This window comes from Ectobacillus sp. OTK (assembly GCF_059698935.1).
The window spans coordinates 4,806,540-4,833,309 of the sequence record NZ_AP048547.1; the positions used below are offsets into that span (position 1 = coordinate 4,806,540).

Here is a 26,770-nt window from a genome sequence, read left to right on the forward strand (position 1 = left end):
GCTGATTACCCCTTTAAGCGTTTGTAATCACCATTTTTCCCGCCTGTTTTTTCCAGTAAATAAGTCGGTCCGATTACAATCCCCTTATCAATCGCCTTGCACATATCATAAATCGTTAAGGCGCAAACGGAAGCTGCCGTTAATGCTTCCATTTCTACGCCCGTGCTTCCCTTTGTTTTCACGAAGGACTCGATATGCAGTTCGTACTCATCACCACGCTCCTCCCAACGAAACGAAAGGTCTACTCCTGTTAAAGAAAGGGGATGGCACATTGGAATAATGTCCGCCGTTTTCTTTGCGCCCATAATACCTGCAACTTGCGCAACGGATAAGACATCTCCCTTTTTCACTTCTCCCTTTGTCATTTTTTCATATACTTCCTTTGAAACAATCACGCTCGATGCGGCATGTGCCGTACGTGCTGTTTCATGTTTTTCAGAAATATCAACCATGCGTGCTTTTCCTTCTGCATTGAAATGTGTAAATTCACTCATTGCTTCTCCTCCTTACCCTCCGCTTACCGGTGGAATCAGTGCCGCTGTATCACCTGCTTGAATTACATCCTCATCGTCGGCAAATTCTTCATTTACCGCAATCATAATACTTTTCGTATCAAGGAATTCGTATTTCTCTTCTAGCCGTTTTCTTAAGTTTGCTACTGTTATTGACTGCTCTTCTATTTGCAGCTCACGTGTGCCGAGCTGCTCACGTAAATGAGCGAATAATAGTACTGTAATCATTCTTCATTCACCTCAGGCTTGCCATTTTCATAGGAAATCGTTCCTTGCTGATTGCCAATCCAAAGCTCTCCATCTTCCCAATGCTCCTTTTTCCAAATCGGAACCATTTCTTTAATCCGCTCAATCGCATACCGATTTGCTTCATACGCATCCGCGCGATGCGGAGAAGACGTAGCAATGACAACCGCCGCTTCACCAATTTCCAATCGTCCAATGCGATGCACAATTGCAGATTTTGCGCCTGGCCATTTTTCTTCTATTTCTCTGCCGATTTGCTCTAGCTTTGCCTTTGCCATTGGAACATACGCTTCATATTCTAAATATAAAGTTCTTCTGCCCTTCGTGATCTCCCGCACCGTGCCGATAAAATTTACAACCGCACCTGCATTTCGGTGCATCACCTGCTCCGTTACCTCCTCAGCAGAAATAGGAGATGCTGTAATCTCAAACATGCTGTTTCCTCCCTATATAACCTTTTACCCATGTACAATACAGTTCCTCCTCTTGAATGGAGAAAACAGGGGCATCGCTTTCAAGCGGTATCCATGATAGTACCGCAATAATATTCGGAAGCCGCAATAGCTTTTGATCTTCCTCACTGCGAATGCATACAATTTTTTCATATTCCTTCTCTTTATATCCTTCAATAAGCAGCACATCAATACTAAGTGAACCGCACAGCTCTATCCACTGCTCTAATTGAAATTGTTGATCTTGAATGGCTGCCGCAAATGTTCCATCTCCCTCAACTGCAGCTGCAATGGCACCGGCCTGCATATGACGGGTCGAGTCCTTTCCTTCTGGAAGAGCTGGCTTCCCGCCGTGACCGTGATGCTTAAAGGAAGCAATACGCAGGCCATCCTTCGTTAAAAAAGAGATGATATTCTCTGCCGCTGTTGTTTTTCCGCTATTTTGATAACCGACAATTTGCAGGATGATAGGCTTCAGTCCCATTTCTTCATGCCATCCTGCCCTTCGATGAGTACAACCTCAACCATGCTTCCTGCCTGCCATCCTCTTGTACCGCCCGGCAGTACCATAAAACAATCCGCTCCCGGCAGCGAAGAAATGATATTGGACTTATCCTTCCCAGACGGCTGTACATACAAGCGTCCGCCTTCAAAGGATAGCTTGCTTCTCACAAAGCGTGTAAACGGATTTGCTTTTAGCACATCCTGCTTTAAGATTGCTGCTGCCTTTTGTAAATAGACATTCTCCATGCCGAGCATCGTTCGAATTACTGGTCTTGTAAATAATTCAAATCCGACATAGCAAGCGGACGGATTACCTGATAATCCGAACAGCAGCTGATCTCCCAGCACTGCTGCTGATGTAACACTTCCCGGACGCATCGCAATCTTATTAAATAGAAGCTCTGCACCAAGCTCTTTATAGACAGCTGGTATATAATCGAAATCTCCCACAGAAACACCGCCTGTAGTCACAACGATATCCGCTGCCCGCAGCGCTGCCTGCACCGTCTCCAACGTTTGTTCAAATGTATCCTTTACAACGCCAAAGGAAATCGGCTCGGCTCCGCTGCGAAGCGCCTGCGTGTAAAGCATAAAACCATTGCTGTTGCGGATTTTTCCCGGCATAAGCGGCTCACCCGTACCAAGAAGCTCGCTTCCCGTTGCAATAATGGCAACCTTTGGCTTTCGGGTAACGGGAACCTTCTCATATCCGAAGGTTGCTAATAACGCGATCACTCCCGCATTAATATACGTCCCCTTTGTAAGGATCCGTGCGCCCTCCTCTATATCCTCTCCGATGCTAGAAATATTTTCTCCCTCCCTCAGCTTTCGTTTTAGCTGAACGAATGTCTTACCGCCGTGCTCCTCTTCCTTTGTCAGCTCGCGCATAATTACAGCGTTTGCCCCTTCAGGAACAGCACCTCCTGTCATAATCTTCACTGCTTGTCCTTCCTGTACTGTACCATTCCACACCTCTCCAGCAGCCACTGTACCAAGAAGTTCTAGCCAAACAGGATTGCTTTCCCCTGCTTCCCTAGTCGAGCTTGCCCGAACAGCATAGCCATCATATGGAGAACGAATAAACCAAGGAACCGGATGAGGTGCATATACATCACGAGACAACACCCTGCCGGCACTCGCTGTTAATTCTATATACTCTTCTTCTATTTGTTTTGGAAACTGCATTAGCTTTGTCAACGCTTCTTCAATTGGAATCGGCTTTCGAAACAGCGTCAATGTAACCACCCCTTTTTTCCTATCTTTGTATTGTATTATCTTTTATCATTTTAGCCAAGAAGACTCCCTCCTCAATTTATGCGAAGGTGTGACAGCTCCAACAAATAGAGGGGAGAGTTCAATATTGTCATTTAAGATACATGCATTAGGTTACTCTTGCACGAATGATTACCACATGTTTAACTATAAAGAACTGCTTCTAGAGAAAGTGTGATACAAATCACACTTTCTCTAGGAAAATCGTGTCTTGAAACAAATTTGTCATAAAGAAAACTCGCCGATTGGCAAGCCGTTAGGCGAAGACAGGGGCGTAGTTGCACTTATACTTTACCTCTAAAATTTCCAACTACATCGAATTTACTTCTAGCTGGAAATTTGTACTTTCTTAAAGTGTAAAGAAAGCTTAACTAGCACAAGCCTTGGAAAGGTTGGCAGCCTAGCTGCACTTATACTTTATTCTTGAAATCTCCTACTGCATCGAACAGCTCCCCAGTTGGAATTTTATAATGTCTTAAAGTATAAAAAAGCAGCCGATTTCCTTGATACGAAATCGGCTCACGGTAAATTCCTATATTCTTCCCTTGTATTCACATTTATGAATGATTGCGTGTTTGCCCCTAACTTCTCCTCTGTCACATATACAACTGTACACAGAGAGAGGAGGTCCTTCATGCTTCGTTTACCTTCTCGTAAAAGCTGCTCCAGCTTCTCTTTGATGCTTTTGTGATAGCATGCGAGCAGCGGCTGCGTCCGTCCATCTACGATCGGCACAACCGCGTCCACATTTCCCTTTACTTCACCCATTATGCTCATTATGATTTCATTCGTTACAAGCGGTACATCACAAGGCAATACAATATACCAATCCCCAGCAGCTGCTTCCATCCCGGTTAAAATACCAGCGAGCGGTCCCATGCCGCGATACTTTTCCAAATCCTCACGCACAACAATTCCAGGTATATGAACCAGCTCCTTAAGGTGGCTAACTACAACAATTTCATCCACGCTCGGCTGCAGTGCGCCGATAGAATAGGATAGAAACGGCTTTCCCTTCCAAATTTGAAGCGCCTTTGGTTCCCCGAAGCGCCGTGACTGTCCGCCAGCTAATACAATGCCCGCCGTCTTCATTGACGGTTCAATTCCCATACAACATGCCCAAGCTCCGGCAAGATGAGCTTATTCATTGCAAGACGGACTGCACCGGTAGAGCCCGGCATGGAAAATACTGCTTTTCTATCAATGGTACCAGCAATTGCACGGCTCATGATCGCTGCACTGCCGATATCCTCTGTGTAGCTTAGCATCCGAAATAATTCGCCAAATCCTACAATTTCCTTCTCAATCAGTTCGCGCACCGCTTCAATCGTTACATCTCTTCTCGTAATGCCCGTACCGCCGTTTGTAAGGACAACGTCAATATGGGCATCGCGGCAGCCGGACAACACAGCCTGCTGAATACTTTCTTTATCATCCATTACAATCTCATAGGCGCCAACTGTTATACCATGCTCTTCAAGCAATCTAATCATAGCTGCACCACTTTTATCGGTTTCCTTTGTTCTTGTATCCGAAATCGTAATCACCTTGCAGCAAACATGCTGCGCTCCCCGTCTTTTATGCTCCTGTACGCTCATACACTGTCTCCTTCTTACCCGCCGATATATGACATTTCGATCGGCTTTCTTTGCTTTCCTCCTTTATAATAGGAGGAACGCTCCTCAGAATAACGATCATCACGCTTTTCCCACGTCCCGCGCAGCTTTTCAAACAGCTCTTCATCTGAAGCACCAGAACGAACAAACTCCCGAAGCGGTGTTCCCTTTTCTGCAAACAAACATGTATATACATGACCATCAGCTGATAACCGGGCACGCGTGCATGATGAGCAAAAGGCTGCTGAAACAGAGGAAATAAAACCAACTTCTGCCTCAGTACCTACATAGCGATACCGTTTCGCCACCTCTCCCGCATAATCGGGAGCAACAGGCTCAAGCGGCATCTCGCTATGAATCATATCGTGAATTTCCTTACTTGTAACTACCTCATCAAGCTTCCAATTATTCGTTGAACCAACATCCATAAATTCAATGAAACGAAGCGTAATGCCTTTTTCCCTGAAAAAACGCGCCATCGGTAATATTTGCGAATCATTCATACCCTTTTTCACAACCATATTAACCTTTACCTTTAGCCCAGCTTGCAAGGCTGCTTCGATCCCCTCTAGAACTCTTTCGGAACGAACACCTACTCCATTCATTTTCGTAAATATATCATTATCGAGCGCATCAAGACTCGCATTAATTCTTTGGATACCCGCTTGCTTCAAAATCGGTGCATATTTCTTCAGTAAAAGACCATTCGTTGTAAGAGATAGATCCTTCACTCCATCGATTGCCGCAAGCATCTCGATAAGCACAGGTAAATCCTTGCGAAGGAGCGGTTCTCCCCCAGTCAACCGGATTTTCTCTACGCCAAGGCGGACAAATTGCTTCGCAAGCCGAGTAATCTCTTCAAAGGTGAGCAGTTGTTCGCGCGGCATAAAGCAGTGATTCGAACCAAATTCCTCAATTGGCATACAATAGATGCAGCGAAAATTACAGCGATCTGTCACCGAAATACGTAAATCACGAAGCGAGCGTTTATGCATATCCTGTACTTTTCTATCTTCCATCGCAGCGCTCTCCTTTCCGACACTCTTACTCTTGTTAGAACATCCTTTTATTGTAACGCTGAAACTCTATAAATTCCAATATAAACATCTCTATTATAAGAAAAATGAAAACAATCTGACTTTCTCATCGAGCGGAAACCTCTCCCCACAGCGAGAAGTGTAGATAGCATCTAAACCTCTTATTTCCTTATACGCTAAACAAAAAAAGGGAAAGAGTAACCTTTCCCTTTAGCATTAGCATTTTATTTCCGCATTCTTTCTTTGATAAAAATACCAGTTTAATACAAAGGAAATGACATAAAAGGCGATGAAGAAATAGAGTGCTGTTGCATGTGTTCCTGTTGTTTTTACAGACCATCCAAACAATTTCGGAATAAAGAAGGAGCCATACGCCGCAAATGCTGCCGTGAACCCTAATACTGGCGCAGCTTCTTTAGCAGGGAAAATGTTCGGAATCATTTGGAATGTAGAACCAGACCCTAGGCCAGCCGACACGAACAGTACAAGGAAGGATGCTAAAAAGCCGTTAAAATCCTTTTGACCCAAGAAATGAATCACACCTAGTGCTCCAATTGCCATAATAACAATCGTGAATGCTGTTACTTTAGAGCCGCCGAATTTATCAGAAATCCAGCCGCCAACTGGACGAGCTGCCGCTGCCAGCAACGCACCTAAGAAGGCAAGCGATAATTTCTCAGGGAACTGCGCTTTTAATAATAACGGAAATGCTGCAGAATACCCGATAAAGGAACCGAATGTTGCAACGTATAACCAAGTCATAATCCAAGTATGCTTACGCTTTACAATCACAAATTGTGCTGCTGGAGACTGCTTCACACCTGGAACATTATCCATTCCAAATAATGCTGCAAGTGTTACAATGATAATCGGAATGACCCAAATAAATGCTGCGTTTTGCAGCCAAAGTTCTTGGCCATTTTTCAATACTTGCCCTTCGCCGCCGATTGCTGCGAATGTGCCTGTTGTAATAATTAAAGGTGTAACAAACTGTACAACGGATACACCCATATTTCCTAAACCGCCGTTAATACCAAGCGCTGTACCTTTTTCTTTTTTCGGGAAGAAAAAGCTGATATTCGCAACGGAAGAAGAAAAGTTTCCGCCGCCAAGTCCGCAAAGCGCCGCTAATAGAAGCATAACAGAATATGGTGTGTCTGGATTTTGTACCGCTATTCCAATTCCAATTGCCGGAACTGCAAGAATTGCTGTCGAAAATACAGTCCAGTTACGTCCGCCAAATTGTCCCACACCGAATGTGTATACGAAACGAAGCGTTGCGCCGACAAGACCCGGAATTGCCGCTAAGGTAAATAATTGCTCTTGCGAAAAGGAAAAACCGATATCATTTAATCTTACTGCAACAACAGACCAAATTTGCCAAACGATAAAAGCGAGCATTAACGCTGGAACAGAAATCCAAAGATTTCGTGTCGCGTGACGCTTTCCTTCCGCTGCCCAAAATGTTGGATTTTCTGGATCCCAGTTTGCACCGATACGACTCTGCTTTTTCTTAACCTGTTTTCCTACAACAGTCGCCATATACATTCCCCTCTCTGCATTTGAGTTATTTTCATTTCAATTTGGATAAGATGGAGTGCGCTCTCTATGCTCTTATCTTATAGTGGTTACAGAAAAAGAAATGTGATATTTATCACAAAAACAGGCCTATCTGTGACCATGTTCACAGAATATTCATCACCAGTAAGCCATAATAAAAGTACTATATAATTAAGGAGGCTTCACAATGTTAAAGGCAAGAGTTACATATCAGAATGGCAATCCTGAAGAGTATATACAAACACTTATCACAAACACTTTAGACAAATTGATTACAACAAAGGTGCGTGAGGAAACAAAGGAGATCACTGTTTCTTTTTCCGAAAAGCTCTCGTACGCACAATACGCCTTAATTCACCGCTTTCTTGTCATGCTTTCGAAAAAAACAAATGGACGTGTCTTCGATAAAGGCAGTATGCTTGGCTATTTAATGGACGGAACGCCCGCTTATATCGTAACAAATTGGGATGAGTGGAGCCGCTTTTTGCATGAAAAAAAGCTGCATTCCTCACAGGGGGAATATGTCCATGTCTATGCGGACGGCGAACTTCTGGACAGCGGCATTCTACTGGAATATGAGATGAGTAAAGAAGGAGAAGCATTTGCAATTACAAGCTGCACATTGCTTACGTCTGAAGGAGAAGCAACGATTCACGGTGAGGCGCTCGTATTAGAGGCAGAACAGAGGTTTTAACAAAAAAACAAGCAAAGACTTACTCCTTTGCTTGTTTTTTTGTTAGACTTTAAGATTATAAATTGCAAATGCAACTATGTCTTCGCTTAACGGCAAGTGTTCTTTACACACTTTATGAAAACATGTGAGTAAACCAATACATATGATAGAGAAGCAACACAGCATACACTATACATGCACCGTGTGCCATTCGAGAAATAAAAGCATTTGTTTTCACCTTTGGGTACAAAAACAGCAGGAGCAGCGGCAAAACGATTTTCCATCCATAAAACAATGCCACATCCGTCTCGTACAACAGCTTGGCAATCGGATTTTCCTCCTCAACAGCTTGGGAACGTAAACCAATATCAGTAAAATACGCATCTAAAAAGCTAAGCAGGACAAGAAGCCTTACAGTTGGCATAGCCACTCTCCTTTTTGTACCATCATTCTATGGTACATGTCTTTTTATTCCTTGCTCTCTCCCATGCCGGTATGCTCGCTGCTCGAACGAAAAAAGCTTTAAGAATGTATGCAACCAGATACTTTCTTTTCAGCTACTCTCTCTGCCCTAATTGCTGCAGCGTCTCAAGCAGCACAGATGCAATATTGTCATACTCTTCTGCCATACGAAAATACAAACTGCGTAAAAACATTTTGATGTTTTGCGTTACAATATCCCTAGTCGGCTGCATGGCTTCTTCTGTTTCAAGAAAATTCACAATCCAAGCTGCCAGATATATTTCATTAATAAGCCCCTTTTCCCAAAGCGCGAGCACTGCACCTACAAAATGCTCATCTTCGAAATGAGCATATACTTGCTCCCCATTACACACCTTTTCCTTAATCGCTTCCAGCATCGCATAGGCAAGCGATGCCTGCTCCTCTGTTAAGCAACGGGCAATTGCAGTAAGCGCATCGGCTGCGTGGGCAATAGGCTTTGCACTTCCTTTTCCTTCTATGTAGCCTCTTATATCTTGTTCTAAGTACATATACTCTATCATTTGCTCGGCAACGCTCTCTAGCTGCGTCTCTGATAAAAATGGATCACGCTCATGGTAGGATACAATGGCTGCTGAAAGAGAAGCTGAAGCAGCACGGCGAAACACAGAATCCGTTCCATTCTCTCCGATCCCATACAATAAATAATCCGGGCTAATTGCTTGAAGCAATAAACCTCTTAGCTCCTTATGACGAAAGACTCCGTTTGCAATCCAGTTTTTCAGCACCTTACCAATCAACTCACGGAAATCAGCATCGGTTGATCCAATTTCCTCCATTATAATTTGTGCATACGGATAGGCATCCGTATCATCTGGCACCGCGTAGCCATGATCTCGAATAAGACAAAGCTCCGCCTGTACAGTATGTTGCTCCATTTCACAATCCCGCCTTCTATACAACCGTAGATGTATTTTTGCTATGTTAAACCACAACTCAAGCATATAACATGCAGCAAAAGTAATGCTACTCTTTTCATATAAAAGCCTTGAGTCATATTCTCTAACTCAAGGCTTTTTGCATGTATCATGGAACTGCAGCCGAATGGGCGTATCATTCTTCTGCTGCTCTCCTCTAGCTTATAGCTGTATATCATGTACCTTCTCATCGTACATTCTTTGTATTTGCACTTTATGTACGACAGAATGCATAATTCTTTCATGTTCATACTCTTTGGAGGTAGTCCAAACTACACCGCTTAGGAATATACACAGACAAAGCAGCCAAAATAAATAAGCAATTTTATTAATCATTGCAGCCCACCCTTTCTCTTCCCCTTACACTGCTTATGCTCCATAAGGGGAACGAACTGAAAATGCATCTGCAAACTTATTGTTTGAGGAAAGTAAACAATACAATCATTCCTTTTTTTCGCAATTTAAGAAAGCGGAGACGTTCTGGTTAGCTGGGGCAGACCAACAGCCCGTGCACAAAATGCACGGCTCAGGCGAAGCGAGGTCATACAAGTATTCCGTGGATTCTTTATCACTAAAGGCGCTTTTGCCAACCTACTTGGGGAGGATGAGTTGACTGCGAAGGGTTAGACAAATCCAAGAAAGTTCCTTAAATTGTAAAAAAGACCCATGCGTTGCATGGATCTTTTTTACAATGATTATAGTCCTGCTTGCTGACGAAGCGCATCCGCTTTGTCTGTACGCTCCCAAGTAAGGTCGAGCTCGTTGCGGCCAAAATGACCGTACGCTGCTGTTTGCTTGTAGATCGGGCGGCGCAAGTCAAGCATTTTAATGATACCCGCTGGACGAAGGTCGAAGTTTTTGCGAATTAAATCAACTAATACATCTTCAGTTACTTTGCCTGTTCCAAATGTATCAACGGAAATAGATACTGGCTGCGCTACGCCGATTGCGTATGCAAGCTGCACTTCCGCTTTTTCTGCAAGCCCTGCTGCTACGATATTTTTCGCAACATAACGAGCTGCATATGCTGCAGAACGGTCTACCTTTGTAGGATCTTTACCGGAGAACGCACCACCGCCGTGGCGGGCATATCCGCCATACGTATCAACGATGATTTTACGTCCTGTCAAACCAGCATCGCCTTGTGGTCCGCCAATTACGAAGCGGCCTGTTGGATTGATAAAGTATTTTGTATTTTCGTCAACAAGCTCGGCCGGAACAACTGGCTTAATTACATATTCTTTAAGGTTACGCTCGATTTGCTCGTGCGTTGCTTCTGGATGGTGCTGCGTGGAGATAACGATTGTGTCAACACGAACTGGCTTGCCATTTTCATCGTACTCAACCGTTACTTGCGTTTTACCGTCCGGACGAAGGTACGGTAATGTATCATCCTTGCGCACTTCCGTTAAACGGCGGGATAGCTTGTGTGCAAGAGAGATTGGAAGAGGCATAAGCTCTTTCGTTTCGTTACATGCAAAGCCGAACATTAAACCTTGGTCGCCCGCGCCGATTGCTTCAATTTCTTCATCAGACATAGAGCCTTCGCGTGCTTCTAGTGCTTTATCTACACCCATTGCGATGTCAGCAGACTGCTCGTCAATGGAAGTTAATACTGCACATGTCTCAGCATCAAAACCATATTTCGCGCGAGTATAGCCGATTTCACGAACTGTTTCACGAACAATTTTCGGAATGTCTACATATGTAGAAGTTGTAATTTCCCCTGCTACTAGCACTAAACCCGTTGTTACCGTTGTTTCACAAGCTACACGTGCATTGGGATCGTTTGTTAAAATCGCATCCAAAATAGAATCTGAAATTTGGTCACAAATTTTGTCCGGATGTCCCTCAGTTACGGACTCAGACGTGAAAAGACGACGCTTGTTTGTCATTGGTAAACCTCCCTTAATCTATTGCGTACGGAACTCATCCCTAAATTAAATTGTCATACGACATTCTTAAAATTCCCAAGAAAGCAAAATAAAAAACCTTCCCATTCGAGGAAAGGTTGAATGTGTCATTTCTTTGCCTTTCACTCTTATCGTTCAAGACATTCATGCCTTGCATCAGGTTGAGCACCTTTACCTATTCGGTGAGGTTGCTGGGCTTCATAGGGCCTGTCCCTCCGCCAGCTCGGGATAAGAGAGTATCCGTCTAAAGGATATAGTATAGAAATAACATAACTTTGTCAATTCATTATCTGCACATTTTAGCAAAAAAATCCTATCTATTTATGTGATGATAAATGCAGGCAAAACAAGTCCAATGGTTCACATCAATTCTCTGCAAAATATCCTTTATTAATTTTTGTCGAAGGAAAAACATTCAAAAAGGTGCAAATGTACAAACAATTATCAATAAATAGTATACATTATTTATTTTAATGTGTTATACTTTTTGTAGATGATGTGAGATATTTCTCTATAATTTAAACAAAGGATGGTTTTGATGATGAGTACTGTGAATGTCCAAATCGAGTTACATGAACTATTGAATGGAAGCAATGCACATGTGCAATTAAGCGTACCGCAATTAGTAGAAAAGGTTTTGATGAGAGAAGAGGGAAATCTAACTTCTACAGGTGCTGTTTCTGTTTCAACTGGGAAATATACAGGACGTTCTCCGAGAGATAAATTTATCGTTCACGAAGCATCCGTCAAAGATAAAATTGATTGGGGCGTAGTGAACCAAGCAATTTCTGAAGAAACCTTTCATCACTTATACACAAGAGTGCTGGAATATTTAAAAGAAAAAGAGGAGCTTTTCGTATTCAAGGGCTTTGCAGGTGCAGACCGTAACTCCCGCCTTCCGATTCAGGTTGTAAATGAATTTGCGTGGCACAACTTATTTGCACATCAGCTATTCATCCGTCCAACGGAACAAGAGCTTGCAAACCATGAGGCGCAATTTACCATCATATCTGCTCCAACGTTCAAGGCAGATCCAGTACTTGATGGAACAAAATCCGAGGCTTTCATTATCACCTCCTTTGAAAAGCGTATTGTGCTGATTGGAGGTACAGAGTACGCGGGAGAAATGAAGAAATCCATTTTCTCCATTATGAACTACTTGCTTCCAGAGCAGGACATCCTTTCTATGCACTGCTCGGCCAATGTAGGAGAAGAAGGGGACGTAGCATTGTTCTTCGGCTTATCCGGTACAGGAAAAACAACATTATCCGCTGATCCGAATCGTAAATTAATCGGCGATGATGAGCACGGATGGTCTGACAACGGTGTGTTCAATATTGAAGGCGGCTGCTATGCAAAATGCGTAAACTTGTCCCGTGAGAAGGAGCCGCAAATTTTTGATGCGATTACATTCGGTTCTGTATTGGAAAACGTTGTGTTAGATAAAAATACTAGATTTGCAGATTACGACAATGTCTCCTTAACGGAAAATACGCGTGCTGCGTATCCGATTGAGGCAATCGAAAACATTGTGCTTCCAAGCGTAGCTGGCCATCCGAACACAATTGTATTTTTAACAGCCGATGCATTCGGCGTACTGCCTCCTATCAGCAAATTAACGAAGGAGCAGGCGATGTACCATTTCTTAAGCGGCTACACAAGCAAACTGGCTGGTACAGAGCGCGGCATCACATCTCCGCAGGCAACGTTCTCAACATGCTTTGGCTCTCCGTTTCTGCCGCTAAATGCGTCCCGCTACGCAGATATGCTCGGCGAAAAGATCGAAAAGCATGGCGTAAAAGTATTCCTTGTGAATACCGGCTGGACGGGCGGAGAATACGGCACTGGAAAACGTATGAAACTTGCGTATACACGCGCAATGGTGCAGGCTGCGCTAAACGGTGAGTTAGACCGCATAGAAACGGTAAAGGATGATATTTTCGGTCTTGAAATTCCGATTCATGTGCCAGGCGTTCCAGATGATGTATTAACACCTGAAAAAACATGGGCTGATAAAGCTGCATATAAAGTAAAAGCATTAGAGCTTGCGGCTCAATTTAAAGAAAACTTCAAAAAGTTCACAACAGTTCCCGAGCGTACAGTGAAGCTTGGCGGACCAATCTTGTAGCATTTCGTCTAATACCGCTTCGGGAAAGCTGTATCTTCCGACAAAACCCTAGCTTTCCCGAAGCGATCATATTAGAAAAAGAGCAGCCTCCCGACAGGCTGCTCTTTTCTATATACTCCTAGCCGCTTCACTTCCGGTACAAGCAAAAATTTTTCTGGGCGCTCACACATGGGCGCTTTTTCACATACAGTAAAATAGGCTTACTTTAGGAGGTGCATCTATGAAAAAGCTTGTTACTGTATTGACAATCATGATGTTAAGCTTCTTTACGTTTGTAGCATGCAATCAAACAAAACAAGTGAAACTGCAAAAGGTTCGTATCGGAGAAGTAACGCACTCCTTATTCTACGCACCGTTATATGTGGCGTTACAAAACGGATATTTCAAGGATGAAGGACTGGATATTGATTTACAAACAACAGCCGGCGGCGATAAAACGATGACTGCGCTTCTTTCAAACGGCATCGATATCGCTCTTGTTGGCTCAGAAACATCTATTTATGTGTATAACCAAGGGGCAAAGGATCCTGTTATCAACTTTGCGCAGCTCACACAAACAGATGGAACGTTTCTCGTTTCACGCAAAAAGCTCGACTCCTTTAACTGGAGCGATTTAGAAGGAAGCACATTCCTTGGTCAGCGAAAAGGCGGCATGCCGCAAATGGTTGGGGAGTACGTCTTGAAGAAATATGGCATCAACCCACAAAAGGATTTAATTTTGATTCAAAACGTTGAATTTGCCAATATTGCAAATGCATTTGCCTCTGGTACAGGTGACTTTGTACAATTGTTTGAGCCAACGGCAAGTATTTTTGAAAAAGAAGGAAAGGGCTATATCGTTGCATCCTTTGGCAAAGAGTCCGGCAAGGTTCCCTATACATCCTTTATGACAAAAGAAAGCTATTTAAAAGACAACAAGGAGGTCATAGAGAAATTTACAAGGGCCCTCTATAAGGCGCAGCAATGGGTGGATACCCACAGTCCAGAGGAAATTGCAAAAGCGGTAACGCCATTTTTCAAGGATACACCACAGGATATTATCATTAAAGTCATTGAGCGCTATAAAAACCAAAACTCTTATGCGACAAATCCGATTTTAGATAACGAAGAATGGAACAACCTGCAAAACATTATGAAGGAAGCTGGCGAGCTGCCAAAGGAAGTGCCGTACGAGGTATTAGTGGACACTTCCATCGCGGAAAGCGTCATTAACCAATAGGAGTGATTCCGCATGAGCTTTTTGACGATCCAAAATTTATACCATTGCTTTTTCGATGCCAAGGAAGCGAGGCTCGTGCTGGCTGATATTCATCTTCAGGTGGAGCAAGGAGAATTCATTTCTTTCTTAGGACCAAGCGGCTGCGGCAAGACAACTCTTCTTTCTATCATCGCTGGATTGCTTCGGCCGCTAGATGGAATAATCGAGATTGAGGGAGAGCGTGTATGGAAGCCGACCTCCTCAATCGGCTACATGCTCCAGCAAGATTACTTGTTTCCGTGGAAAACAATTGAAGAAAATATAATGACAGGTCTTCACATTACCGGAACGTATAATGAAGAAAAAAAGCTAAAAACACTGAAGCTGCTTGGTGAAGTCGGACTCGAAAATGTAGAAAGGCTGTATCCGCGCCAACTGTCGGGCGGTATGCGGCAACGGGCCGCGCTCGTACGCACACTTGCTACCAATCCAAAAATGCTGCTGCTGGATGAACCGTTCTCAGCCCTGGACTACCAAACAAAAATTAAACTAGAGGAGCTCGTGTACGCCTTACTGAAGCAGTTTAAAAAAACAGCTATCCTGGTCACCCATGATATAGAAGAAGCGATTTCCATGAGTGACCGCATTTTTCTGCTTCACACCAATCCCGGCCGCATTGCCAAAACAATCCTCGTCCCTGAGGACATTCGTTTGCTTTCCCCATTTCATGCGCGCCAGCACCCGAAATTCGGGCAGCTATTTCAATCTATATGGAAGGAGCTGGAGAGGCTTGAAGTATAAAAATTTAGATTTATCCTTCCTTCATCGCACATATACGCAAAAAGAACAGAAGAAAAGGCAAGCCATTTTATTATTACAGATTTTTATATTAGTTGCCTTCTTTATTTTTTGGGAAACTGCAAGCCGCACCCAGTGGATTGACCCGTTGCTCTTCAGTTCTCCCTCCAGCATTTTTAACATGATGGCTGACAAGATAATGGACGGCTCGCTGTATCCGCATATTTGGACGACGCTTTTAGAAACATTTGCCGGCTTTATCCTCGGCACTGTCCTCGGAACGCTTATTGCAACTATATTATGGGCTGTACCGTTTCTTGCTAAGGTTCTCGATCCATATCTTGTTGTATTAAACGCCATGCCAAAGGTAGCACTCGGACCAATTATTATTGTTGTTTTCGGACCAACTATTACATCCTCGATCGCCATGGGGGTAATTATCTCCATCATCATTACGATTCTTGTTATTTACTCCGCATTTCGTGAGGTGGACCCGAATTATTTGAAGGTGCTGCAAACGTTTGGAGCCAGTAGACGACAATGCTATCAACAGGTTATACTTCCAGCTTCACTGCCGATTATTATTTCAACCTTAAAGGTAAATGTTGGACTTTCCTGGGTCGGCGTTATTTTTGGCGAACTTCTTGTTTCTAAGCAAGGTTTAGGATACTTAATTAGCTACGGCTTTCAGGTATTCAACTTTACCCTCGTTCTCATGAGCGTGTTGCTTACGTGCGTATTTGCTACTGTTATGTATGTGCTCGTCGAATGGTTTGAACATATATTGAATCGACATATCCAGTAAAGCATATAAAAAAACTCGCTGATTGGCGAGCCATTAGGCGAAGACAGGAGCATAGCTGCACTTACAATTTATACTCAGTGTAAAAACAGACCAAGTCCACATGAACTGCACCCCAATTGGTTCAGTTCAACACGGCTCGGTCTGTTTTTATATGTAAATCAGCTTTAGAATTCCCGTACTTTTCTCTCTATCGTCCCTGAGGAATTTAAAAAATGCTGTTGAATATACATTAAGCTGTGTTGCAGCACATCATCACGCATAATAAAGCTAAAGCGCTTATCCTCTTTAATATCATCTGGTATCGTCTTAAGCAGAACCGGTCCATTTGTTTCATTGTAATGCGTATAATCCTGTAAATCGCTAATCGTAGCAAAATAAATATTCTTAATGATAATTTTATCCTTTCCTGAGACCTTATACTGTCCTATGTATTGTAACTGGGACACGATCCCTCCAGTCTCTTCCCGCACTTCACGCACAGCAGCTTCTTCAGGCTTCTCCCCGGCCTCTACCTTTCCTCCTGGAAATTCTAATCCGCGTCGCAAATGATGCGTCAGCAGCCATTCATCTTCATGACGACAAACAACCCATACGTGCTTGGGCTCATGGGAAAACGGACGATCTTCGAAGGATAATTGTACTGTATTGTGGTAATAATCTTTAAAAGTGTACATTCACACGCTCCCCTAACAATTGTGGCGAATTTTTCTTACCACAAATTGTAGCACATTCTTCGCGCCTATGCCTATTATTACAGCCCGTCTATAATACCTAATTGCGCGATGATTTCTTGTGTCTCCTGATCACTCAGGCTATAAATCATTCGATACGCTTTTTGAAGGCTGTCGTCATATTCATGGTTTTCCGGGTCATGATGATACTCAAGGAACGGAATATGCGATCTGACGAAGGTTTTTAAATCTGCCCGATACGCTTCATCAAAATATTGACGAAGCTGCACAATCTCCATATCATTTGCCTGAATTTCAAAGCTATATGTGTTCGCGGATTTCACCTTAGAAATCTCACCGTCTGCAATTGATACATAATATGTTTGTTTCTCCATTTGCTGTCCCTCACTTTGTGAAATACTGCGTTGCCTTAAACAGCGTGATTGGCTTAATAAACGCTGATGATTCCTCTATTCTTCATTGTTCCTAACAATGCGAGAAATATGCAGAACACTGCAGACATGGTACTATTGAGGAGAAGGGGAGGGAAATGGAGATGTTTCATATACTGGTGATTTCCGTAATTGTGGTGATTGTGGTGCTGCTTTTATCTGTTCTCACAATCAATAAGGGCTATTCTTACAAGCACTCTGTGGATCGTGCCGAAGATAGCCCTTATGTAAAACAGGACGAGGACAAGCCCTCAGTTCATTAACCGAATACTTTTTCCAACTCGGCTTTTTCTTGTTGTAGCCAGAAGTTCATGAGGCGCTTAGCACCTTCTAAGTCATGAAGCTTCGCCTGCCCGCACTGTGTTTCATTTGCAGCTGGCACCTCTGCCACTTCAACCGCATCCTTCATCGTGTCTTCCAATAGATCAATGATTTCACGAACTGTCGGCGTACCGCTTACAACAAGATAAAAGCCAGTTTGGCATCCCATTGGAGAAATATCGATAATATCAAAATGGCCGTACTTTTCTACGTGCTTTCTTAAGTTATAAGCAAGTAAATGCTCTAATGTATGAATCACATCAGGCTTCATTGCCTGCTTATTCGGCTGACAAAAACGAATATCAAACTTATTCACAACGCCGTCGCTTCCTACATGGTGAACACCGCAATGTCTCACATACGGCGCTTTTACAATATTATGATCAAGCTCAAAGCTTTCTACTGATGGCATAATCAAATCCTCCTTTTTTTTTTAGTGCTGCATCTTATTCAGATACACTCCATAATGATATTCGAAAGTGAGGGTTTGGTAAAGAATACTGTCTAAAACGACTTATCTCTACCTGTTTACAGGCATAAAAAACATACAATAAAACGAAAAGGAGCAAGCTCATGAAATCTATTCTTCTCGCATTGATTCGCTTTTATCAGCTCGTAATATCCCCAATAAAGCCGCCGACATGCCGTTTTTATCCTACATGCTCGCACTATGGCTTAGAGGCTATCCGCCGTCACGGCGCAGCAAAAGGCGGCTGGCTCACATTCAAACGCATTTGTAAATGTCATCCGTTTCATCCGGGCGGCTTTGACCCCGTCCCGGAAAAATCGGATAAAGGCCATTAGGCTTCGTACCCGTTCTCAATTAAGTCAAGACGCCCTGTTTTTGGATCAATGACTAATCCATGAACCGGCACGCCTTCTGGCATTAATGGATGCTGCCGTATAATATTCACACTGTGCTTAACGCTATCCTCTACGCTTTCAAAGCCATGTAAGAAGCGATCTAAATCAATACCAGAAAAACGAAGCGTATCAAGTTTCTCTTCTGAAACACCGCGCTCCTTCATTTTCTCGATTGTCTTTTGTGCCTGCAAACTTGCCATGCCGCAATCATAATGGCCAATGACACACACCTCGTCAGCGCCAAGCTCGTACAAAGCAACAAGAACACTGCGCATAATACTACCAAACGGATGGGCAATGACAGCCCCAGCTACCTTTATCATTTTTATATCCCCATTGCGAAGATTCATCGCCTTCGGAAGCAGTTCAACAAGTCTTGTATCCATGCAAGAAATAATAACGAGCTTTTTATCTGGATATTTATCTGTCTGGAATTTCTCATATTCTTTTTCCTGCACAAACTTCTCATTAAAAGTTAACACTTCATGTAACAACGTCATACATAACTCCTCCTTTTTCTAATCTTCTCTTTCTTGAAAAAACAAGTCAAGAGAAGAGCTTAAAAAATAGACAATGATTTGCATTACACTTTTTACACATGACAAAAACTTACCATAGTTCACATACACTTCCGTAACATTTTTGCCACAATTTGCTCACTCCTTCACTATACCGTAAATCACAGAATATAAAAAGGAGTTAAACTTGTTCATAACGGATTTTCAAGCACGATTGTTTGCATCGTAATGTCCTTTAATCGCTTGCGATTCACTTCATACCCGAGACCAGATGCCGATGATACACACACTCTCCCATTGGATAGCTTTATCTCAGGAATAATCACATCCTCCTCCCAGTGACGCGAGGAAGCCGAAATATCTCCCGGAATCGTGAAATTTGGAAGAGAGGCAAGTGCCACATTTTGTGCGCGGGATATACCTGTCTCAATCATACCTCCGCACCAAACAGGAATATGATGCGCTTGGCAAAAATCGTGAATGCGAATAGCCTCGGTCAGTCCTCCGACTCGGCCTGCTTTAATATTTACAATACGGCAGCTTCCGAGCGTAAGCGCCATGCGTGCATCCTCAAAGGAATGGATACTTTCATCTAAGCAAATGGGTGTGTGCAGCTCTTTTTGCAGCAGTGCATGGTCCAAAATATCATGATCTGATAATGGCTGTTCAATCATCATCAGTCCAAATTCATCAAGCTTCTTTAGCTGCGCCTTGTCTTGCAGCGTATAAGCTGAGTTGGCATCAGCCATTAAAGGAATATTAGGAAACTCCTGACGAATCCCTTGCAGCAGCTCATAATCATATCCTGGCTTAATTTTCACTTTAAACCTTTGATATCCCTCTGCGGCATATCGTTCGATTTGCCCGAGCATGCGCGGCAGCGTATCAATCCCAACTACCACTCCTACTTCAATGTCGCTGCGTACGCCGCCAAGCACCGCTGCGAGCGGCTGATTCTTATGCTGTGCATATAAATCCCAAACAGCCCCCTCAAGCCCCGCTTTTGCCATATTATTTCGCTTTACATTTGAAAATAGCTGAGGCAGCTCACTTGGGTGGTCAATGTTCTTACCTAGCAAGATAGGAACAAGAAATTCCTGCAGCATATGTAATGCCGTTTGAACGGTTTCCTCCGTATACCAAGGCTGTGAAAAGGCAACAACCTCTCCCCAGCCGATGCGTCCATCCACATCCTCCATTTCGATTAAAACGCTCTCCCGCTCCCGATATGTTCCATAGCTTGTTGCAAACGGAGAAACCAGCTTCATTTCCGTAACATAGAGCGTGACTCGCTTAATTTTCATACGAATTCTCCCTCAATCTTTGCTTGAGCTCACGACGCAATAGCTTGTTAGAAGCATTGCGCGGAAGGGCATCTACAAATTGAATCTCCCGCGGAACTTTATAGCGGGCCAGCCTTTTGCCGCAAAACGCAAGAAGCTCCTTCTCCGTGACACGGCTCACCTCTGCTTTTCGAACAAACGCAACAGGCACTTGCCCCCACATTTCATCCTCCCTCCCAACAACGCCTGCTTCCTCAACGTCAGGATGAGCGAGAAGCACCTCTTCAATTTGGGCAGGATAAATATTTTCTCCTCCAGAGATAATAAGGTCGCTTCGGCGGTCGAGCACATACAAAAATCCATCCTCATCCACATAGCCAATATCGCCTGTTCGGAGCCAGCCATTCTCTAAATGTGACTCCCGCTTGAAGTATCTTTTTGCAACGTTCGGTCCTTTAACAACAATCTCTCCCGGTGCATTTACAGGTGCCTCCCCTCCGTTTGCCTCAATCCGAAGCTGACAGGAAAACAGCGGCTTACCAGCTGAGCCCACCTTTGTCAACATATAATCAGAGGACAAGGTACAAATTTGCGAAGCGGTTTCCGTCATACCATACGTTTGGTATACGGGAATGCTTTTTTTCATACACGCCTCCAGCAAAGGCTTCGGAGCTGGTCCGCCGCCAAGGAGCACACAGCGCAGCGACTTTGGATACGCACCCTCTCCAAGATATTGCATCATATCTGTAAGCACCTTCGTTACAACGGAAATAATCGTAACACCTCTCTCTTGAATCGCGCGATTTAATACGGCTGCATCCACCTTCTCTACAAGCACAACACGCATACCGTATATAACGCTTTTCAGCAAAGTTGATAAACCGCCAACATGGAAAAAGGGCAGACAAGCAAGCCAGCAATCATCCTCCCGAAATCCTATATTGAGTGCAGAGCCGACAGCACTATGCCAATGGTTTCCATATGTAAGCAATACGCCTTTTGGATTCCCTGTCGTACCGGACGTATAGATTATCGTCATTACATCTTCGGAGCAAAATTCCTCTTGTACAATATATGGCTGCGCTTCAAGAGAGGAGATCTCCTCTATCGTATACGTAGCAACGTTTCTTCCATAATGCCGAAGCGCCTCGTCCGCAAGCAGAAGGGAAGCTTCAGCATCGCTCATTTGCCATGCAAGCTCTTCCTCCGATAGCCTCGTATTTAGCAGCACAGCAGTCGCTCCCATATAGGCTAAGGCATGGATCGTAATAGCCATTTGTATACTGTTACGCATTAAAACTGCAACCTGACTTCCTTTCTTAGCTCCTGCGCTATGCAGCTTTCCAGCCAGAGCCGCAACTCTTTGCTGAAGCTCACGAAATGTCAACTGCTCCTGCTCTGTTTCGAGAGCAATGCGATCCGGCGTTAAAAACGCCCGTTGCTTGAGCCAATTTGGCATTGTCTCCATCATCGTCGCTCCTTTCTGTGAATTGCGTTACAATCTGATAGAAAAAAGACTTGATGACAATGCATCAAGCCTTTTCTACAATTAAGGAAAACGAGGGAATTGACCGAAGTCCGGCTTGCGCTTTTCCTTAAACGCATCGCGTCCTTCCTTTGCTTCCTCTGTTGTATAATACAATAACGTTGCATCTCCAGCGAATTGCTGAATACCTGCAAGACCGTCTGTATCCGCATTGAATGCTGCTTTTAGGAAACGAATTGCCGTTGGGCTTTTCTCTAAAATTTCCTCGCACCATTTCACTGTTTCTTCTTCAAGCTGCTCAAGTGGAACTACTGTATTAACAAGTCCCATATCAAGCGCTTCCTGCGCGTTGTATTGACGGCACAAATACCAAATTTCACGCGCCTTTTTATGACCGACAATGCGAGCTAAATAGCCGGAACCGTAGCCTGCATCGAAGCTGCCCACTTTTGGTCCAGTTTGACCAAATACTGCATTATCAGCTGCAATCGTTAAGTCGCAAACGATATGAAGCACGTGGCCTCCGCCAATTGCGTAGCCTGCTACCATCGCAATGACCGGTTTTGGAATCACTCGGATTAAGCGCTGTAAATCGAGTACATTTAAACGAGGAATTTCATCCTCTCCTACATATCCGCCATGGCCGCGTACCTTTTGGTCGCCGCCGGAGCAAAATGCGCGGCCGCCTTCACCTGTTAAAATAATGACACCGATAGAAGCATCATCACGTGCGCGTGCAAATGCATCGATCAGCTCAGACACCGTTTTTGGACGAAATGCGTTATGTACTTCTGGACGGTTAATCGAAATTTTAGCGATACCATTGTATGTAGAATAAATAATATCTTCATACTTCCCTTGCTGTACCCATTCAAAAGTCATGATGTAAACCTCCTTTTAAGTATTGTGTTTGGAAAAAGCCCCTTACTATTGTATCAAACTTTTCTGGTTGTTCCACATGAATTGTATGACCAGCACCAGAAACTTGTACAAATTCAGCATTAGGAAGACGCTTCTTCATACGCTGCAAAATGCCGAGAAACTTTTCGTCATATTCTCCGCCAAGCAATAAAACCGGCATGTGCAGCTTATGCAACGACTCCCACCAGGAAGGCTGCATTCCCGTTCCCATACCGCGCAAGCTATTAGCTAAACCAAGCGGGTTATTTTGCAAACGCTGCTGCCGCATTTGTTCCCTCACGGAATTAGGAAGCTGCTTTTGAGAAGCAAACAAGGGGATATTCTCCCACCTCTCTACAAAAGCCTCTATACCGTGGTCCATAATAAAATCTGCCTGCTGCTGGTCTTGCCGCCTGCGTTCCTCGCGCTCCTCTTCACTCTCTAATCCAGGAGTACAACTCTCTAGCACGAGTGACCGTACCCGTTCTGCATATAATGAGGCTATGGTAATAGCAAGACGTCCCCCCATTGAATAACCAAGCACGTGCGCCTGCTTTAGATTTAAAGCATCAAGAAGTGCAATCATATCAGCAGCAGTTTGCTCAATGCTGTAACGCTTCCAGTCATTCGGGCTGTCCGTTCTCCCATGACCCGGCAAGTCGACGGCAATGACCCGTAAATCACGACTCCACAAGGGAATGAAGCGGTGCCACACATCCTTGCTTCCGGTAAAGCCATGCAGCAGTAACAGCGCATCACCGCTTCCTGTGATGTCATATTCATAGTGCATCTCACCAAGCTTAATCCTCATTGCCGGCTCCTTGCAGCTTCTCTGTTATCGACGCAGAAATAGTTGACCATAGAGAACGGTGCATTTGCAAATTCGATTCACGGTTTGTACGAACTTCAATCACATGCAGGCCGTTAGAGGAAATTCCATTAGCTACAGCACTCCGGAATTGCTCCCATGTTTCCGGCCGGCTGAAAACCCCATGATACATGTTTACAACATGCTCATAATCAAGTCCGAGCGGCGTTCCAAATAATGTTTCAAAATGCTTTTTCTCCGCATATTGCGGTAAAAATGAAAAAATACCGCCGCCGTCATTGTTAATCACAACGATTGTCGCATTTAAGTTGTGCAGTTTTGCCGCCAATAATCCATTTAGGTCATGATAAAAAGACAAATCACCGAGAACCAGCACAAGCGGCTCATAATGCGTGCTTGCACCTAGGGCAGCTGAAACAATCCCGTCGATTCCATTCACACCGCGGTTAGCTAAAATGTTGATCTTTTTGTCCCTCGTCAAAAAGAATGTATCTGCATCTCGAATCGGCATGCTGTTGCCAACAAAGAGTGCCGATTGATCCGGCAATAGATCTGCCAGCTCCACCATCACACGACCTTCAAATAGATCTCCATCCGAGCCGGCATAAGAGAGGTGCTCGCGTGCAATTGCATTCAGCTCACGCCACATACGCAGCCAAGCTGTTTCTCCTTGATTTGCAGGAGCAAATGCGGTTAATTGTCTGCAAACAGAGACTTCGTCCGCATATAGCATCTCAGACGCAATTAAAGCCGGATCACGCCAGCCTCCCTTTTCCACCACAAGATGAACAGCCGATGTTTGAGCCTGTATATACTGTGTCAATGCTTTAGACACAGGCATAGCTCCAAAACGAATGATGATATCTGGCTGCCATTCCCGGATTTTCTCATTACGCAAGAAGGCATCGTAGCACTCTAGCACATTTTCTTTCTCATGCCCGCCGCTGCGCACATTAGAAAGCGGATCCGCCAAAATTGGGTACTGATATGCTTTAGCGAAGGAAACAACTTCATCTGCAAAGGAAGGATCATTCATTTCACCGCAGACAATCAGCCCCTTTTTCATAGATGCAAGACGTTCACTTAGCGATGCAGCATGGAAGGGCGGAAGTACTGAATTCCCAAACGTAACAGATGTATATTGATTCGCGCGCCCAACCTTCCCCTTTTCCCAAAGGTTCGGTAAGGAGAAATCCGGAATAAGCGGCTCCCGAAGCGGAAAATTCATATGGACAGGACCACTTGGAGCCCCTCGCATGATGGAAACAGCTCTTGCCGCTGTCGTACGTACGTATTGATACATTCGTTCTGATGCTTCTGGAAGCGCCATTTCGATAAACTCCTTTGCAAAAGAACCAAACAGGTTTAGTTGATTCATAGCTTGCGGAGCTCCTACATCCCGCAGCTCATGCGGCCGATCCGCTGTTAAAACAAGAAGCGGCACACGAGAGTGAAATGCTTCACTTACAGCCGGCCAATAATTTGCTGCCGCTGTACCAGATGTACAAAGAATAGCTACTGGTCTCCTCTTTGCCTTTGCAATGCCAAGCGCAAAATAAGCGGCCGATCGTTCATCTACATGCACATACGTTTTCATTCCTTCATGCTCCGCCATTAGCATCGCTAACGGCGTCGAGCGGGAACCAGGGCTAATGACGGTTTCATACACGCCAAGGCGTGTTAATTCATCGACAAAGGCGCCTAAATAATATGATAAAGCTTCTGTATAACTCATTTCATGTTTCCTCCTAATGCGGAGAGCATAGGCTTGAATTTCATTTTTGTTTCTTCATATTCCATATGCGGCTGTGAACTTTCTACAATACCACACCCTGCAAATAGTGAGGCATTCGTACCTCTTATGAGCGCGGAACGAATTCCAACCGCAAACTCTCCATTTCCCTTGTAGTCGGCCCAACCGATTGGGCCTGCATACAAGCCGCGATCCAGTTCCTCCTGCTCGCGAATCAGCCTCATCGCCTCGTCGCGCGGAGTACCTCCCAAGGCAGGGGTGGGATGCAATTTCTCTACCATTTCGAACAAATTGCACGTTCCTTTTCCTTCTACCGGCGTATAGAGATGAATCAGATTTTTTGTCATCATGACTCCCGGCTCATACGGAATATTGACCTCGCTGCAAACGGATGTCATTACTTCTCGAATCATGTCCACAACATAGCGATGCTCCGCTAAGTTTTTCCCATCCTGCAGCAGCTTTGCCGCATTCTGTTCATCCTCATCTTTTGTATTGCCGCGTCCAATAGAACCGGCTAGGCACATAGAGGTAAACAATTGGTCTTCTTTTTTGATGAGTCGCTCAGGCGTTGCACCAAGAAAGCAAGATCCTTGGTAATCAATTGAAAAAATATAGCAATCCGGCTGTCCGATGCGTAATGCTTGAACAATATGTGCCGAATCAAACTCATTTTCTGCTGTTAATCGCAATTCACGCGCTAATACAACCTTTTGCACACGTCCTTGCTTTATTTCACTTTGAACGGCTTGAATCGCTTCCATCCAGCTTTGTGGCTGTACCTCATGCTGACCGATAATGGAGTTTTCTTGTTCTGACAAATGCTGTCTGCTATACGCAAGCAGCTGTTCCTCCATATTCTGCATACGTTTATATAGATCCTCTGCACAATCATCATGATCTACCAACTGATTGATTGTTAGCCAAGATTCTCCTTCCTTCATTGTAAGCAAGAAGGACGGTAATACTAAAACTGTATCAGAAAACGTCTCCCAAAGCTTTGTTTTCTGCTTCAGCGGATCAAAGGAAAACCCGCCAAACAGCAGAGGCCCTGTGCCAAATGAATAGGCCGGTCCGTTCACAATGACACGATCCAGAAGCTGCTGCCATTGGTTCTGCGCGTCCTGAAAGCGCTTTTGAGAAGAATTTGCTATAGTGAAAGTAGAGCCAATTCCTGCGAAAATTACATGTTGCTCCGGATCGGACCAATAAAACCGCTCCGTGTAACCGAATTGTTTTGCGGCAGCATAAAAAAGAAGCGGATCTGTCCACTCTACCTTCTTTACGGCACTAACTAATACTTTCGTGTCTGTTGCAGCTTGTTGTACAGCAGTAAGGAGCGATTGATGCAATCCTTTGTGTTCTGTTCGAAGCACTTTGATTTCCCCCTTACTCGGGTAAAAATACTGAAATTACCCTTGTGTTTTTAAGATACACCCCGAACGAAACATGTGTCAATCTTTAGCAGTTTTGCGAAAATTACAGGCTCCCGAAGGAAAAACGTTGACACTGTATATGTCTTTTACCTAAACTTAATTTTGTACTTTATGTGACGAAAAGC

General features: G+C 44.1%; 30 protein-coding genes and 1 riboswitch. Of the genes, 7 read left to right on the forward strand and 23 right to left on the reverse strand.

What is annotated here, in order from left to right:
- Positions 1–5: 5 nt before the first annotated feature.
- From moaC to AC6HZ4_RS23825, 9 genes are all read right to left on the reverse strand, one after another.
- Complete coding sequence (gene moaC / locus AC6HZ4_RS23785; protein WP_497492327.1) at positions 6–494, reverse strand: cyclic pyranopterin monophosphate synthase MoaC; 489 nt, start codon at positions 492–494, stop codon at positions 6–8.
- Between the two features lie 12 nt (positions 495–506).
- Entirely contained in the window at positions 507–740 is a 234-nt protein-coding gene (moaD, locus tag AC6HZ4_RS23790) for a molybdopterin converting factor subunit 1 (protein ID WP_497492329.1), read from the reverse strand.
- Positions 737–1,192 (reverse strand): molybdenum cofactor biosynthesis protein MoaE, encoded by a 456-nt coding sequence (locus tag AC6HZ4_RS23795; RefSeq protein WP_497492330.1) that lies wholly within the window; start codon positions 1,190–1,192, stop codon positions 737–739. Before AC6HZ4_RS23795 ends, moaD begins: the two co-directional genes overlap by 4 nt.
- The gene (gene mobB, locus AC6HZ4_RS23800; protein ID WP_497492331.1) at positions 1,185–1,694 is read right to left on the reverse strand and encodes a molybdopterin-guanine dinucleotide biosynthesis protein B; all 510 of its coding nucleotides are present in this window, start codon (positions 1,692–1,694) and stop codon (positions 1,185–1,187) included. Before mobB ends, AC6HZ4_RS23795 begins: the two co-directional genes overlap by 8 nt.
- Entirely contained in the window at positions 1,685–2,950 is a 1,266-nt protein-coding gene (locus AC6HZ4_RS23805) for a molybdopterin molybdotransferase MoeA (RefSeq protein ID WP_497492332.1), read from the reverse strand. Before AC6HZ4_RS23805 ends, mobB begins: the two co-directional genes overlap by 10 nt.
- A 555-nt stretch (positions 2,951–3,505) precedes the next feature.
- Complete coding sequence (mobA, locus tag AC6HZ4_RS23810; protein ID WP_497495827.1) at positions 3,506–4,078, reverse strand: molybdenum cofactor guanylyltransferase; 573 nt, start codon at positions 4,076–4,078, stop codon at positions 3,506–3,508.
- The gene (locus tag AC6HZ4_RS23815) at positions 4,075–4,584 is read right to left on the reverse strand and encodes a MogA/MoaB family molybdenum cofactor biosynthesis protein (protein ID WP_497492333.1); all 510 of its coding nucleotides are present in this window, start codon (positions 4,582–4,584) and stop codon (positions 4,075–4,077) included. The genes mobA and AC6HZ4_RS23815 overlap by 4 nt, the downstream gene beginning before the upstream one ends.
- A 14-nt stretch (positions 4,585–4,598) precedes the next feature.
- Entirely contained in the window at positions 4,599–5,621 is a 1,023-nt protein-coding gene (gene moaA, locus AC6HZ4_RS23820) for a GTP 3',8-cyclase MoaA (protein WP_497492334.1), read from the reverse strand.
- 234 nt (positions 5,622–5,855) lie between these two features.
- A complete protein-coding gene (locus tag AC6HZ4_RS23825) occupies positions 5,856–7,181 on the reverse strand; it encodes a NarK family nitrate/nitrite MFS transporter (RefSeq protein ID WP_497492335.1) in 1,326 nt (441 codons plus the stop codon).
- A 205-nt stretch (positions 7,182–7,386) separates the two neighbouring features.
- Here AC6HZ4_RS23825 and AC6HZ4_RS23830 point away from each other — a divergent pair, with 205 nt between their 5' ends.
- Positions 7,387–7,893, forward strand: a complete 507-nt coding sequence (locus tag AC6HZ4_RS23830; protein WP_497492336.1) for a hypothetical protein — start codon at positions 7,387–7,389, stop codon at positions 7,891–7,893.
- Between the two features lie 112 nt (positions 7,894–8,005).
- Here the strand turns inward: AC6HZ4_RS23830 and AC6HZ4_RS23835 are convergent, their stop codons facing one another.
- From AC6HZ4_RS23835 to metK, 4 genes are all read right to left on the reverse strand, one after another.
- Complete coding sequence (locus AC6HZ4_RS23835; protein ID WP_497492338.1) at positions 8,006–8,296, reverse strand: DUF5658 family protein; 291 nt, start codon at positions 8,294–8,296, stop codon at positions 8,006–8,008.
- A 133-nt stretch (positions 8,297–8,429) separates the two neighbouring features.
- The gene (locus AC6HZ4_RS23840) at positions 8,430–9,251 is read right to left on the reverse strand and encodes a DUF2785 domain-containing protein (RefSeq protein ID WP_497492339.1); all 822 of its coding nucleotides are present in this window, start codon (positions 9,249–9,251) and stop codon (positions 8,430–8,432) included.
- A 201-nt stretch (positions 9,252–9,452) separates the two neighbouring features.
- Entirely contained in the window at positions 9,453–9,626 is a 174-nt protein-coding gene (locus AC6HZ4_RS23845) for a hypothetical protein (RefSeq protein ID WP_497492341.1), read from the reverse strand.
- 359 nt (positions 9,627–9,985) lie between these two features.
- Positions 9,986–11,185, reverse strand: coding sequence for a methionine adenosyltransferase (metK, locus tag AC6HZ4_RS23850; protein ID WP_497492342.1), 1,200 nt, complete (start codon positions 11,183–11,185; stop codon positions 9,986–9,988).
- Between the two features lie 143 nt (positions 11,186–11,328).
- Positions 11,329–11,438: riboswitch (SAM riboswitch) on the reverse strand.
- 306 nt (positions 11,439–11,744) lie between these two features.
- On the opposite strand from metK, the gene pckA reads away from it, so the two are divergent.
- The 4 genes from pckA to AC6HZ4_RS23870 all read left to right on the forward strand — a co-directional run bounded on the left by pckA (position 11,745) and on the right by AC6HZ4_RS23870 (position 16,132).
- Complete coding sequence (gene pckA / locus AC6HZ4_RS23855) at positions 11,745–13,331, forward strand: phosphoenolpyruvate carboxykinase (ATP) (RefSeq protein ID WP_497495828.1); 1,587 nt, start codon at positions 11,745–11,747, stop codon at positions 13,329–13,331.
- A 220-nt stretch (positions 13,332–13,551) separates the two neighbouring features.
- Positions 13,552–14,550, forward strand: a complete 999-nt coding sequence (locus AC6HZ4_RS23860; RefSeq protein WP_497492343.1) for an ABC transporter substrate-binding protein — start codon at positions 13,552–13,554, stop codon at positions 14,548–14,550.
- A 12-nt stretch (positions 14,551–14,562) separates the two neighbouring features.
- Positions 14,563–15,330: an ABC transporter ATP-binding protein gene (locus tag AC6HZ4_RS23865; RefSeq protein WP_497492344.1), complete on the forward strand. Its 768-nt coding sequence runs from the start codon at positions 14,563–14,565 to the stop codon at positions 15,328–15,330.
- A gap of 64 nt (positions 15,331–15,394) precedes the next feature.
- Entirely contained in the window at positions 15,395–16,132 is a 738-nt protein-coding gene (locus AC6HZ4_RS23870; RefSeq protein ID WP_497495829.1) for an ABC transporter permease, read from the forward strand.
- A 164-nt stretch (positions 16,133–16,296) separates the two neighbouring features.
- Here the strand turns inward: AC6HZ4_RS23870 and ytkD are convergent, their stop codons facing one another.
- On the reverse strand, positions 16,297–16,806 hold the full coding sequence (gene ytkD / locus AC6HZ4_RS23875) for an RNA deprotection pyrophosphohydrolase (RefSeq protein WP_497492345.1): 510 nt from the start codon (positions 16,804–16,806) through the stop codon (positions 16,297–16,299).
- A 77-nt stretch (positions 16,807–16,883) separates the two neighbouring features.
- Positions 16,884–17,198: a hydrolase gene (locus AC6HZ4_RS23880; RefSeq protein ID WP_497492347.1), complete on the reverse strand. Its 315-nt coding sequence runs from the start codon at positions 17,196–17,198 to the stop codon at positions 16,884–16,886.
- 161 nt (positions 17,199–17,359) lie between these two features.
- Here AC6HZ4_RS23880 and ytzI point away from each other — a divergent pair, with 161 nt between their 5' ends.
- Complete coding sequence (gene ytzI / locus AC6HZ4_RS23885) at positions 17,360–17,518, forward strand: YtzI protein (protein ID WP_497492348.1); 159 nt, start codon at positions 17,360–17,362, stop codon at positions 17,516–17,518.
- On the opposite strand, the gene AC6HZ4_RS23890 is transcribed toward ytzI, so the two are convergent.
- Positions 17,515–17,988 (reverse strand): S-ribosylhomocysteine lyase, encoded by a 474-nt coding sequence (locus AC6HZ4_RS23890; RefSeq protein WP_497492349.1) that lies wholly within the window; start codon positions 17,986–17,988, stop codon positions 17,515–17,517. The genes ytzI and AC6HZ4_RS23890 overlap by 4 nt on opposite strands.
- A gap of 161 nt (positions 17,989–18,149) precedes the next feature.
- Between AC6HZ4_RS23890 and yidD the strand changes: the two genes are divergently transcribed.
- Positions 18,150–18,380, forward strand: coding sequence for a membrane protein insertion efficiency factor YidD (yidD, locus tag AC6HZ4_RS23895; RefSeq protein ID WP_497492350.1), 231 nt, complete (start codon positions 18,150–18,152; stop codon positions 18,378–18,380).
- On the opposite strand, the gene AC6HZ4_RS23900 is transcribed toward yidD, so the two are convergent.
- From AC6HZ4_RS23900 to AC6HZ4_RS23930, 7 genes are all read right to left on the reverse strand, one after another.
- On the reverse strand, positions 18,377–18,940 hold the full coding sequence (locus tag AC6HZ4_RS23900) for a beta-class carbonic anhydrase (RefSeq protein WP_497492351.1): 564 nt from the start codon (positions 18,938–18,940) through the stop codon (positions 18,377–18,379). The genes yidD and AC6HZ4_RS23900 overlap by 4 nt on opposite strands.
- A 209-nt stretch (positions 18,941–19,149) precedes the next feature.
- On the reverse strand, positions 19,150–20,262 hold the full coding sequence (menC, locus tag AC6HZ4_RS23905) for an o-succinylbenzoate synthase (RefSeq protein WP_497492352.1): 1,113 nt from the start codon (positions 20,260–20,262) through the stop codon (positions 19,150–19,152).
- On the reverse strand, positions 20,252–21,709 hold the full coding sequence (locus AC6HZ4_RS23910) for an o-succinylbenzoate--CoA ligase (protein WP_497495830.1): 1,458 nt from the start codon (positions 21,707–21,709) through the stop codon (positions 20,252–20,254). Before AC6HZ4_RS23910 ends, menC begins: the two co-directional genes overlap by 11 nt.
- Before the next feature lie 81 nt (positions 21,710–21,790).
- Complete coding sequence (menB, locus tag AC6HZ4_RS23915; RefSeq protein WP_497492353.1) at positions 21,791–22,609, reverse strand: 1,4-dihydroxy-2-naphthoyl-CoA synthase; 819 nt, start codon at positions 22,607–22,609, stop codon at positions 21,791–21,793.
- Positions 22,599–23,438, reverse strand: coding sequence for a 2-succinyl-6-hydroxy-2,4-cyclohexadiene-1-carboxylate synthase (gene menH / locus AC6HZ4_RS23920; protein ID WP_497492355.1), 840 nt, complete (start codon positions 23,436–23,438; stop codon positions 22,599–22,601). Before menH ends, menB begins: the two co-directional genes overlap by 11 nt.
- Complete coding sequence (gene menD, locus AC6HZ4_RS23925) at positions 23,428–25,191, reverse strand: 2-succinyl-5-enolpyruvyl-6-hydroxy-3-cyclohexene-1-carboxylic-acid synthase (RefSeq protein WP_497492356.1); 1,764 nt, start codon at positions 25,189–25,191, stop codon at positions 23,428–23,430. Before menD ends, menH begins: the two co-directional genes overlap by 11 nt.
- Positions 25,188–26,585, reverse strand: coding sequence for an isochorismate synthase (locus AC6HZ4_RS23930; protein ID WP_497492357.1), 1,398 nt, complete (start codon positions 26,583–26,585; stop codon positions 25,188–25,190). The genes menD and AC6HZ4_RS23930 overlap by 4 nt, the downstream gene beginning before the upstream one ends.
- Between the last annotated feature and the right edge of the window lie 185 nt (positions 26,586–26,770).